Below are 12,089 nucleotides of genomic sequence, written 5' to 3'. Positions count from 1 at the left end.
CCCTGCGCACGGCCTCGGGTCGCCCGGCCCGGCGGGAGTCGGCACCGCAAGGAGGGCGGGCCTGCCGGGAAGGGGCTTCGGTTCGGTGGGGGTCACCGGTTCGGTGAGTGTCATCGGCATTCCCTTGACCTCAAGATTGCTTGAGGTTCTACGGTCGGTCCCATGAGTATGGAGACGACAGCCTGGACGCAGTTGTACAGCGTCATGAACGCCCAGCGGGAGCGCCGGCCCTTCGCCCGCGCCACCCTCCGACGCATCGCCGGATTCGCCCGCCCGCACCGGCGCCGGATCGGACAGTTCGTGGTGCTGAGCGTGGCGACGGCGCTGCTCGCCGTGGCGACGCCGGTCCTCGCCGGACGTGTGGTGGACGCGATCGTGGCCGACGGCGACGAGACGACGGTCGTACGACTCGCCCTGCTCATCGCGGTGATCGCGCTCGCCGAGGCGGCGCTCGGCCTGGTGAGCCGCTGGTTCTCCGCGACGCTGGGGGAGGGACTCATCGTCGATCTGAGGACAGCCGTGTTCGATCATGTGCAGCGCATGCCGGTCGCGTTCTTCACACGCACTCGTACGGGCGCGCTCGTCAGTCGTCTCAACAACGACGTGATCGGCGCCCAGCGCGCCTTCAGCAACACCCTGTCCGGAGTGGTGAGCAATGTCGTGACCCTGCTGCTCACGCTGGCCGTGATGCTCACCCTGTCCTGGCAGATCACCCTCCTCGCGCTCGTCCTGCTCCCGGTGTTCGTGATCCCCGCCCGCCGGGTGGGCAGGCGGATGGCGAAACTCCAGCGCGAGGCCGCCGACCTCAACGCGGCGATGGGCACCCGGATGACCGAACGCTTCTCCGCGCCCGGCGCCACCCTGGTCAAACTCTTCGGCCGGCCCGGCGAGGAGTCCGCGGAGTTCGCCGAACGGGCGCGCCGCGTAAGGGACATCGGCGTGCGCACGGCGATGGCGCAGACCGCGTTCATCACGGCTCTCACCCTGGTCTCCGCCCTGGCGCTCGCGCTGGTCTACGGCCTCGGCGGCTGGTACGCCCTGCTCGGCAGCCTGGAACCGGGCGCCGTCGTCTCGCTGGCTCTGCTGCTGACCCGCCTGTACGCGCCGCTCACCTCGCTCGCCGGAGCGCGCGTCGAGGTCATGAGCGCCCTCGTCAGTTTCGAGCGCGTCTTCGAGGTGCTCGACCTGAAGCCGCTCATCGAGGAGAAGCCGGACGCCCGCGCGGTGCCCGAGGGGCCGGCCTCCGTCGAGTTCACCGACGTCCGCTTCGCCTACCCGTCCGCCGACAAGGTCTCCCTCGCCTCCCTGGAGGAGGTCGCCGCGCTCGACACCCGGGGCGGCGCCGAGGTCCTGCACGGCATCTCCTTCCGCGCCGAACCCGGCCAGACCGTTGCCCTCGTCGGCTCCTCCGGCGCGGGCAAGTCCACCGTCGCCGCACTGCTGCCACGGCTGTACGACACCGACGAGGGCTCCGTACGCATCGGCGGCGTCGATGTCCGCGACCTGAGCGCCGAGTCGATGCGGGCCACCCTCGGCATGGTCACCCAGGACGGCCACCTCTTCCACGAGTCCGTCCGCGCCAACCTGCTGCTCGCCCGGCCCGGCGCCGGCGAGGACGAACTGTGGGACGTGCTGCGCCGGGCCCGCCTCGAAGACCTCGTGCGCTCCCTGCCCGACGGCCTCGACACGGTCGTCGGCGAACGTGGCTACCGGCTGTCCGGCGGCGAACGCCAGCGCATGACCATCGCCCGGCTGCTCCTCGCCCGCCAGCGCGTGGTCGTCCTCGACGAGGCGACCGCCCACCTCGACAACACCTCGGAGGCCGCCGTACAGGAGGCGCTTGCCGAGGCACTGGAGGGACGGACCGCCATCGTCATCGCACACCGGCTGTCGACGGTACGGGCCGCCGACCTGATCCTCGTGGTCGAGGCGGGCCGCATCGTCGAACGCGGCACGCACGACGAGCTGTTGGCGGCGGCCGGTCGGTACGCGCAGCTGTACCGCACACAGTTCGCCAAGCCGGCCCACCATGACCGGATCCAGGTGGGCGCGGAGGCGGACGGTATGAGCGTGGACGGCGTGGGCGGGATCGCCGTCGGGGGAGGGGCGGTGGCGTAGGAGGCGCGGACGCCGAGGTCACCGTGGACGACCCCGCTCCGGACCTCGGGCCCGGGCGGGGTCATCATCCGGACACGGACAGTCAATACCGGCCTTTCACGTTCACCGATCAGGTCGTTGAAGCCGGTATCGACGGCTTGATCGGTACGGTCCACGACGTGCCGGTGGCGTGATCATGCCATCCCGGAGTCGCCTTCCGTGCGCCGGAGTTGATCAAGCGCGTCGCCCTTGACATGGCCTCGTCGGCGTCGCTTCCTGTGCTGCGGACCCGCTCGATCAGTTCCATGACCAGCGTCTTCAATGACTAGTTAGTGGCATGTGCACGACAGTAATGAGGCCTGCCACCACCCGTCACCCACGCCTCAAACGGAAGCTGGAGTCGACGCGCATAGCATCCGCCGCTCCCGCAAGGGTTCACAGGTCACACGGTGTGTGTTTTTCGTCAAGACACTCTCAAGTCTCAAAAGATGAGCGCAAGTTGCACACATCCCCTCTACATACAGCCCCTCATGGTCTAGATTGACCGTGCTTCGGCTGTTCGGACACATGACGACAAATAATGATCAAAAGGTTTGGCGCCAAGAACAGCCCGAAGTCACGTCCTAGACGCCAGACGTGGCGGTGATCGATTCCTGGAGCCCGGGAGGGCCTACGGGTGCGGGGAGCACCCGAGGTCTCGACGAGTTCCGCGCACCTTGTGAGTCCGGCGCGACCCGTCGGTCCGCCGCAGCCGAGGCGCGTTGTCCACGTAGCAGTCGCACAGCGGAATTGTCATGCGCGGAGGGCGGGGGCCCTCCCGAGGAACGGAACGGCGCGACACGGGGGGCGGGGCCTCCCGGGGGGAGGACCGGTACGGGAGGCGGGGGCCTTCCGGGGGGAGGGGCGGTGTTAGGCGTACACGTCGAACCACTGGCGATCTGGGGGGTTCTGTGCAGCGGGGGGATCTAGTCAGCCCATTTCCGTCGGCGCGCGGGCGTCTGGCGAACGGGGCGATCAACCGTCACGCGATCGACTGGGAGCAGCGGTACCGACGTACCGTGATCATCAGCGATACCGTGGCCACCGCCGTCGTGGTGGCGGCGATCGGCAACTTCTTCGGGGCCCGGGACGCGGCCAACTGGCACGAGAAATGGGTGATTCTCGCCTTCGGCACCGAACTGCTGGTGCTGGGGGCGCTCGCGGTGAGCCGCTCGTGGGCTCCGGCCGTGCTCGGGCAGGGCGCGGAGGAATTCCGCCGGCTCGGACGCTCACTGTTCACGGCGGCGGTCGTCCTGGCGCTCGGCGGGATCGCCCTCACCTCACGCAACATCAAACTCTGGATCTTCGTCGCGATCCCCGCGATCGCGCTCGTCACCATGACCGCCCGGTATCTGCTGCGCCTTCGGCTGCACAAACAGCGGAAGGAAGGGCGGTGCCTCAGACCGGTGCTCGCCGCCGGGAGCCCGGCCACCGTGCGCGACCTGATCACCCGGACCCGCAAGTTCCCCCACCTCGGCTGGCAGGTGGACGCGGTGTGCACGACGGACGGTTTCGGGCCCGACGGTGACCAGTTGGACGGAGTTCCGGTCGTCGGACGGCTCGCGGACGTCGCCAACCACGTCCGACGCGACGGCTACCGCGTCGTCGCGGTCACACCGGACCCGCACTGGTCACCGGACCGGCTGCAGCGGCTGGCCTGGAACCTCGAAGGCAGCGACGCCGAGATGGTCGTGGCCCCCGTGCTGATGGAGGTGGCAGGACCGCGGCTGCACGTCGACGCGGTGCTCGGGATCCCGCTGCTGCGGGTCAGCATGCCGACCTTCACCGGGGGCCGCCGCGCGGTCAAAGGAGTCGTCGACCGGATGGGCGCGGCGATCCTGCTGGTGCTGTTCGCGCCGCTGATGGTGCTCGTCGGGCTGCTCGTGGTGGTGGAGAGCCGGGGCGGCGCGGTCTACCGCCAGCGAAGGGTCGGCAAGGACGGCCGCGAGTTCACCATCTTCAAGTTCCGCACCATGGTCGCCGGGGCCGACCGGGCACGTACCGCGCTGGCCGACCGCAACGAGGGCGCCGGCCTGCTGTTCAAGCTCCGCCGGGACCCGCGGGTGACCCGGGTGGGGGCGGTGCTGCGCCGGTACTCGGTCGACGAACTGCCGCAGCTCTTCAACGTACTGGCCGGATCGATGTCGCTCGTCGGTCCGCGGCCACCGCTGCCGGAGGAGTCCGCCGCGTACGGCCCGGACATCCGGCGGCGGCTGCTGGTCAAGCCCGGGCTGACCGGCCTGTGGCAGATCAGCGGACGCAGCGACCTGTCGTGGGAGGAGGCGGTCCGCCTCGACCTGCGCTACGTGGAGGACTGGTCGCTCGCCCTGGACACGGTGATCTTGTGGAAGACGCTGCGTGCGGTGTTCTACGGACAGGGGGCGTACTGATGCGCGGGGGGCCGCGGCGCAGCCTGCCGGCCGACGCATGGACCGCGGGCCGGGAGGGCCTGCCTGGGGGGAGAAAAGGATCATGAAGGTCAGCGTTTTCGGGCTCGGCTACGTGGGCTGCGTATCAGCCGCGTGCCTGGCCAGCATGGGGCACGAGGTCATCGGGGTGGACGTGAACCAGGTCAAGGTCGACCTGGTGAACGACGGCAAGGCCCCGGTGGTGGAGGAACGTATCGGCGAGATGATCGCCGAGGTCGTGCGGACCGGAGCCCTGAGAGCCACGGACGACGTCCGCGAGGCGATCATGGACAGCGAGGTGTCGCTGGTCTGCGTGGGCACGCCGTCGGAGCCCAACGGCAGCCTGTGCACGACGTACCTGGAGCGGGTCACCGAGGAGATCGGTGCCGCGCTGGCCGAGCGGGGCGGGCGGCACACCGTCGTGTTCCGCAGCACCATGCTCCCGGGCACCTGCCTGAACCTGCTGGTACCCATCCTGGAGAAGGCCGTCGGCGGCACGGCCGGGGTGGAAGTAGGGGTCGCGGTCAACCCGGAGTTCCTGCGCGAAGGCACGAGCGTGCGGGACTTCTTCGACCCGCCCAAGACCGTCGTCGGCGAGCTCGACCCGGCGAGCGGCGACGTGGTGACCGCGCTGTACGACGGCCTGCCCGGTGAGGTGTTCCGGGTGCCGATCCCCACGGCCGAGGCGATCAAGTACGCGGACAACGCGTTCCACGGCCTCAAGATCGGCTTCGCGAACGAACTGGGCGCGGTGTGCCAGGCGCTCGGGGTCGACTCGCACCAGGTGATCGACGTGTTCCTGGCCGACCGCAAGCTCAACATCAGCCCCGCCTACCTGCGGCCCGGCTTCGCCTTCGGCGGCTCCTGCCTGCCCAAGGACCTGCGCAGCCTGGTCCACGCGGCGCAGCGGGCCGACGTCTCGGTCCCCATCCTGTCCCACGTGCTGCCCTCCAACTCGGCGCACCTGCAGCGCGCGGTGGAGCTGGTCGAGCGCACCGGCAAACGCCGGGCGGGCCTGTTCGGGCTGTCCTTCAAACCCGGCACCGACGACCTCCGCGAGAGCCCGCTCGTCGAACTGGCGGAACGTCTCTTCGGCAAGGGCTACGACCTGAAGATCTACGACGCCAACGTGAGCCTGTCCCGGCTGCTCGGCGCGAACCGCGAGTACATCGAGACCCGGCTGCCGCACCTCGCGCACCTGCTCGCGGACTCCGTCGACGAGGTGCTCGAACACGCCGACGTGTGCCTGGTCGGCACCAGGGATCCGGAGGTCCTCTCGGCGCTGCCCCCCGGCGGCGAAGGACCGGTGCTCATCGACCTCATCCACCTTCCCGACGCCGAGGCGCGCCGGACCGAACCGGGGTACGTGGGCCTTGCCTGGTGACACATCGTTCGACGACACGTCGTTCGACGACAGAGAAGACAGAGCCGACAGAGCCGACGGCGCGCGGCCGAAGCGGCGCGCGCTGATCCTGGTGGAGAACCTGTCGGTGCCGTTCGACCGGCGGGTCTGGCAGGAGTGCACGACGCTGCGCGACGCGGGCTGGGAGGTCCACGTCATCTGCCCGCGGGGAAGCAAGCGGGACACGGAGCCGGAGGCGGTGATCGACGGGGTGCGGATCCACCGCTACCCGTTGCGCGCGGCCACCGGCGGGCCGGCCGGCTACCTGCGGGAGTACGGGGCGGCGCTGTGGCACACCGCCCGGCTGGCCCGCAAGGTCGGCCCGGTCGACGTGGTCCACGCCTGCAACCCGCCCGACCTGCTGTTCCTGCCCGCACTGTGGCTGAAGCGGCGCGGCGCGCGGTTCGTCTTCGACCAGCACGACCTGGTGCCCGAGCTGTACCTCTCCCGGTTCGACCGCGGCGAGGACCTCCTCTACCGCGGCGTGTGCGCGCTGGAACGGCGGACCTACCGGGCCGCGGACATCGTGCTCGCGACGAACGAGAGCTACCGGGACGTCGCGGTGAGCCGTGGCGGCAAGCGGCCGGAGGACGTCTTCGTGGTGCGCAGCGCACCGCAGACCGACCGCTTCCAACCGGTGCCGCCCGAACCGGAGTTGAAGCGCGGCAAGCCCCATCTGCTGTGCTACCTGGGCGTCATGGGCCCTCAGGACGGCGTCGACTACGCCCTGCGGGCCCTCGCGAGGCTGCGCGACGAACTCGGACGCACCGACTGGCACGCGGTGTTCGTCGGATCGGGCGACGCCTTCGACGCCATGGTGGAGCTGTCCCGGCAGCTCGGCCTCTCCGACCAGGTGCAGTTCACCGGGCGCATTCCGGACGCCGACCTGGTGCGCTATCTGTCCACCGCGGACGTGTGCCTCTCGCCCGACCCGCGCAATCCGCTCAACGACGTGTCGACCATGAACAAGGTCCTGGAGTACATGGCCATGGGCCGGCCGATCGTGTCGTTCGACCTCCGGGAGGCGCGCGTCTCCGCCGGCGACGCCGCCGTGTACGCGCCCGCCAACGACGAGGCCGCGTTCGCCAAGCTCATCACGCTGCTCCTCGACGATCCGCGGAAGCGGGCCGAGATGGGCGAGATCGGCCAGGAGCGGATCAGCGGGCAACTGTCCTGGCGGAACTCGCAGGCGTCGCTCCTCGCCGCCTACGCCGCCGCCTGCGGAGACCGCGCTCCGGTCTCCGCGGACGGCCCCAGCCGCACAGGGAAGAGGCCGCACCGTTGAGCGATGACACGATACGCCTGGCCACGATCGGGCGGATTCTCCGTCGGCGACGGCGGCTGCTGGCCGTCCTCGCCGTGGTGGGCGCGCTCGTCGGCTACGGCGCCTCGGTGCTGTTCCCGCCGCGTTACACGGCGTCGGCATCGGTACTGCTGCCTGGCCAGTGGGAGGAACGCGAGCTGCTGACCCAGGCGGAGATCGCGACCAGTTCGGTGGTGGTCGACCGCGCGGCCTCCGCGCTGAACTGGCAGGGCGTCAGTGGTAGCGAGCTGCGGGACCAGGTGAGCGCCGCGGCGGCCGACGGAAACATCATCAAGATCTCGGGCACGGCCGACACCCCGGAGCACGCGCAGCAGCTCTCCGACCGGCTGGCCCAGCAGTTCGTCACCTTCGCCGCGCGGATCGCGGGCGAGAGCACCGACTCCGAGGCGGTCACGGGCCCGGAGGCGCTGCGGCAACAGGTCGAGGAGACCAACCGCCGTATCACCGACCTGTCCAAGGCGGCCGATCCGGGACAGACCGTGGAGAGCGTGCAGGCCCGCACCGCGCTCGCGAATCTGCGCACCGCGCTGGAAGAGGCCATGCAGAAACTCGACGAGGCCGACCCGGCATCCAACAAGGCAGGCATGGTCGTCATGGGACCGGCGGCCCGGCCGACCGGTGAGGCGCCGCCGACGAGGATCCAGCTCATCGTCGGCGGGGCACTGCTGTTCGTCCTGCTCACCGTCATCGGCCATCTCGCCGCCGCACGGGTGAATCGCCGGTTGCGCAGCGAACCGGAGATCGCCGCCGCGCTCGGCTCGACGCTCCTCGGCACCGTCGACGTGACCGGCGAACGGCCCACGGACCGGCCGCGGGACAGCGGCCGGCTGGCCAGGACCCGCCGGCTCCTCGGCGTCGACACCCGGTGGGACACCCCCACCCCGCAGCTGTCCGGCGACGAGGCCGGCAGACGGATCCGCTACCGGCGGGTGTGCGTTCGCCTGCGCAACCAACTGCCCGCCCCACGGCGGCTGCTGGTCCTCGTACCGGACGGCGACGAGATCGCCCGCCGGGCCGCCGACCAGCTCGCCGCCGAGGCCAAGAGCGATCCGCTGCTGCGGGTGGTGGAAGTCCCGGTGTCCCAGCCGATGGTGCCGGACCGCGACACCGAGTCCGGTGCCCTGGTCGTGCTCAGTGCGGGCAACTGGACCGCGCCGGAACTCGCCGGCATCGCCGAGGCGTGCGCGGACAGCCGGCACGAGGTCGTCGGCGTCGTCCTCGCCGCCACGGTACGGGCCCGTCCGACGCGGTCCGCCGACCAGGCTCCGGACAGCGCCACCCCGGCCCTCGCGGCTCGCGGTGACGCGACGGGAGGTCCGGCGTGACGACGAGTACGAGCGCCGAGTCGTCGGCGGCCACTCCGCTGCTGGACCTGCAGGCACTGGTGGTGGCGGTGCGCAGACGCCGCCGCCTGTGGTCCGCCATGGCGCTGTTGGGGCTGCTGCTCGGTGCGGCGCTGGCGGTCCTGCTGCCACCCCCGCCGACCGCGGTGGCCAAGGTGCTGGTCGTGCACCCGGACGACCAGCCCAACGACACCGGAACACTGATCCGCACCGACGTCGCGCTGCTGGGCACCACCCGGATCGCCGTCAAGGCCCTGCAGTCCCTCAAGTCCCCGGAAAAACCGGAGGACTTCATGGAGGACTACCGGGGCACCGGCCTGACCAACAACCTGCTGCAGATCGAGGTGACGGGCAGGAGCGACGCGGAAGCCGTCGCCCGGGCCGAGGCGCTGGCCGAAGCGTTCGTCGCGGACCATGTGAGGCGGCTGCGGGAAGCCGCGCGGGCCGAGGCGAAGGCCCTGCTCGACCAGCGTGACCGCATGCAGGACGAGCTGGCCGAGGTCAACACCGCGATCGGGGACCGGTCGCCGGAGAGCGACCCCGAAGCCTCGGCGAGCATCGAGTCGCTCTTCGCCCGCCGGGCCATGCTCAACTCCCGGATCGCCGACTTCGACCAGCGTGCCGCGGAGGCACGCACCGGCACGCCCAAGGTCATCGCCGGCACGCAGATCGTGGACGCACCACGCGCGCTGCGGCACTCCCTGCCCAAGGCCGTTGTCACCAACGGCGTGATCGGACTCGTCCTCGGACTGGTCCTCGGACTCGTACTGGCCGCGGTCGGAACCGTGGTGGCGGACCGTCCCGTACTGCGCCGGGAGATCGCGGCGAACCTGGGCGCCTCGGTCGTCGCCGAGGTGCGCCGCATACCCCGCCGGTCGGCCGGGCTGTGGCGGCGCCGACGGACCCGGGCGGCCCGTGAACGGCTCACCGCGACCCTGGCCCGCACCGTACGCGGCTCGACGGAACCGGTGTCGCTGCTGGAACTGGGCTGTGCGCGCAGCACGAGCGTGATCGCCCTGAACGTCGCCAAGGCACTGGCGGCGGACGGCCCGGTGGTCGTCATCGACGGCCTGCCCGGCCGGGAACTCGCCGACAGCCGCCAGGAGCCGGGCGGCCCGACCGTGGTCGGCGCCGAGGACGCCGCGGCCGTACCGAAGCAGGCACTCCGGCTCGGCGTCGGCTCGGTCGCGCCCGGCACCGCGTGGACCGACCTCCAGTACCTCGGCCACCAGACCGTGCTCGTGGTGCGGGCCGGACACGGCAGCGCCGCATGGCTGCACACCGTGGCACGGCAGCTCGCGGACCAGCGCATTCCGGTGATCGGAGTGGTGCTGATCGACCCCGACCCGCGCGACCGCACCGACGGCACGCTGTGGGACGGACTGCACACCGCGCTGCGCGGCCCGTACGAGCGGCCGGCCCGACAGCAGGGGACAGGCCGGCCGCCGACGGAGCGGCCGTCGATGTCGGCCGCACGGGTCCCGTACAGCGACCAGGAGGCCAGGTAGAACATGTGTGGCATCGCAGGCACGTACCGATGGCCCGACGGGAAGGCCGTCACCGACCGGCTCACCGACACCCTCGCCCACCGCGGTCCGGACGGGGCGGGCCGCTACAGCCACTCCGTCGGTGACGGCGAAGTGCACCTCGGACACCGTCGGCTGGCCATCATCGACCTGTCCGAGACCGGCGCCCAGCCGATGGTCTCGGACGGCCTCGTCCTGACGTACAACGGCGAGCTGTACAACGCGCCCGAGCTCCGTGCCGAGCTGGCGGCCGCCGGGGTGCGCTTCCGCGGCACCTCCGACACCGAGGTGCTCCTTGAGGCCTGGCGGCGCTGGGGCACGGACTGCCTGCCCCGGCTGCGCGGCATGTTCGCGTTCGCGGTCTTCGACGAGCGGACCGGTGACCTGGTGCTCGCCCGCGACCAGCTCGGCATCAAGCCGCTGTTCCTGCTCCGGCGCGGCGAGGGCCTGATGTTCGCCTCCGAACTCAAGGCGCTCGCCGCCGTGACCGGCGGAACGCTGCAGGTGGACCATGCGGCACTGGTGGCCTCCCTGCTGTACTACTGGGTTCCCGACTCGCGCTGCGCGTTCAGCGAGGCGGAGAAACTGCCGCCGGGCAGCTGGCTGCGGTGCCGGCCCGACGGCCGGGTGGAGCGCGGCCGGTACTGGAACCTCAAGGACGTCGCCGCCGAGGGACAGGAGCGGGCCCGCGGCGGCGAACGGCCGGACCTGGCCGCCGTCATCGAGGAGTCGACCCGGCAGCACCTGCTCTCCGACGTCCCCGTGGCGACCTTTCTCTCCGGCGGTCTCGACTCCAGCTATCTGACCGCGCTGGCGGCCCGCGACCGACCAGGGATCTCCGCCTACACGATCGGGTTCCGCGCCGAGGACGCCAAGTTCGAGGCGATGCCCGACGACCTGCGCTACGCCCGGCAGGTCGCCGAGCGGTTCGGCGTCGACCTGCACGAGATCGAGATCGCCCCGAACGTCCTCGACCTGCTGCCGCAGATGACGTACAGCCTGGACGAGCCGATCGGCGACCCCGCCGCGATCAACACCTATCTGATCTGCTCGGCCGCCCGGGAGGCAGGCGTCAAGGTGATGCTCTCGGGGATGGGCGCGGACGAACTGTTCGCCGGGTACCGCAAGCACCTGGCCAACACGCTCGCGCTGCGCTACCAGCGCATCCCGCGGCCCCTGCGCCGCGGCCTGTCGGCGACCGTGGACCGGCTGCCGGTCGCCACGGCCCGCCGCGGCTACCGGTCGGTGCGCTTCGCGAAACGCTTCCTCTCCTTCGCCGACCTGCCGGAGGAGACCGCGTTCCGGCGCAGCTACACCATGTACGACCAGGACGAACTGCTCGCCCTGGTCGATCCGGACCTGGCCGGCACGGTCGAGGACGTGGTGACCGAGCACGCGGACATCTACCAGGACAACGAGCTCGACGACTTCGTCAACCGCATGTGCCTGGGCGACGCCCGGATGTTCCTGCCGGGCCTGAACCTCGCCTACACGGACCGCTCCAGCATGGCCGCGTCGACCGAGGTGCGGGTGCCGTACGTGGATGTCGAGGTGGTGAAGGCGGCCTTCGCGGTGCCCGGCGATCGCAAGATCGTCGGACGGCAGGGCAAGGCCGTCCTCAAGGAGGCGGCCACCTCGATCCTGCCCCGGGAGATCGTGTACCGGCCCAAGGGCCTGTTCAGCGCCCCGCTGCGCGCCTGGATGAGCCGGGACCTGGCACCGCTGGTGCGCGAGGTGATCAACGACGGCGTGCTGGTCAACTCCGGGATCCTGCGCCGCGACGCGCTGGCCCGCATGGTCGCCGAGGACGCCGCCGGGCAGCGGGACTTCTCCAAGCACCTGTGGCACGTACTGACCCTTGAGTACTGGTACCGCGACGCGACGTCCGGCTCCGGCCGGAGCCAGGCGGCGTGACGGCACGACAGCACTACGGCAAGACAGCACGACGGC

7 protein-coding genes are annotated in these 12,089 nt (G+C 71.0%); all 7 read left to right on the top strand.

Annotation, left to right across the window (positions count from 1 at the left end; translation table 11 throughout):
- The first annotated feature begins 168 nt into the window (after window positions 1–168).
- The 7 genes from OHS59_RS07450 (at window position 169) to asnB (ending at window position 12,053) form a co-directional block, all read left to right on the top strand.
- A complete protein-coding gene (locus OHS59_RS07450; protein ID WP_328499093.1) occupies window positions 169–2,118 on the top strand; it encodes an ABC transporter ATP-binding protein in 1,950 nt (649 codons plus the stop codon).
- 929 nt (window positions 2,119–3,047) lie between these two features.
- The gene (locus tag OHS59_RS07445; RefSeq protein WP_328492597.1) at window positions 3,048–4,526 is read left to right on the top strand and encodes a sugar transferase; all 1,479 of its coding nucleotides are present in this window, start codon (window positions 3,048–3,050) and stop codon (window positions 4,524–4,526) included.
- Between the two features lie 82 nt (window positions 4,527–4,608).
- Window positions 4,609–5,928, top strand: coding sequence for a nucleotide sugar dehydrogenase (locus OHS59_RS07440; protein ID WP_328492596.1), 1,320 nt, complete (start codon window positions 4,609–4,611; stop codon window positions 5,926–5,928).
- The gene (locus OHS59_RS07435; protein WP_443061393.1) at window positions 5,918–7,231 is read left to right on the top strand and encodes a glycosyltransferase family 4 protein; all 1,314 of its coding nucleotides are present in this window, start codon (window positions 5,918–5,920) and stop codon (window positions 7,229–7,231) included. The genes OHS59_RS07440 and OHS59_RS07435 overlap by 11 nt, the downstream gene beginning before the upstream one ends.
- On the top strand, window positions 7,228–8,595 hold the full coding sequence (locus OHS59_RS07430; protein ID WP_328492595.1) for a Wzz/FepE/Etk N-terminal domain-containing protein: 1,368 nt from the start codon (window positions 7,228–7,230) through the stop codon (window positions 8,593–8,595). Before OHS59_RS07435 ends, OHS59_RS07430 begins: the two co-directional genes overlap by 4 nt.
- On the top strand, window positions 8,592–10,121 hold the full coding sequence (locus OHS59_RS07425) for a Wzz/FepE/Etk N-terminal domain-containing protein (RefSeq protein WP_328492594.1): 1,530 nt from the start codon (window positions 8,592–8,594) through the stop codon (window positions 10,119–10,121). Before OHS59_RS07430 ends, OHS59_RS07425 begins: the two co-directional genes overlap by 4 nt.
- Before the next feature lie 3 nt (window positions 10,122–10,124).
- The gene (asnB, locus tag OHS59_RS07420) at window positions 10,125–12,053 is read left to right on the top strand and encodes an asparagine synthase (glutamine-hydrolyzing) (RefSeq protein WP_328492593.1); all 1,929 of its coding nucleotides are present in this window, start codon (window positions 10,125–10,127) and stop codon (window positions 12,051–12,053) included.
- Window positions 12,054–12,089 lie beyond the last annotated feature (36 nt).

Origin of the sequence: Streptomyces sp. NBC_00414, assembly GCF_036038375.1 — a bacterium.
Taxonomy (GTDB): Bacteria; Actinomycetota; Actinomycetes; order Streptomycetales; family Streptomycetaceae; genus Streptomyces.
The sequence above is the reverse complement of the archived record's forward strand: the minus strand, read 5'-3'. Positions and strand labels throughout refer to the sequence as shown.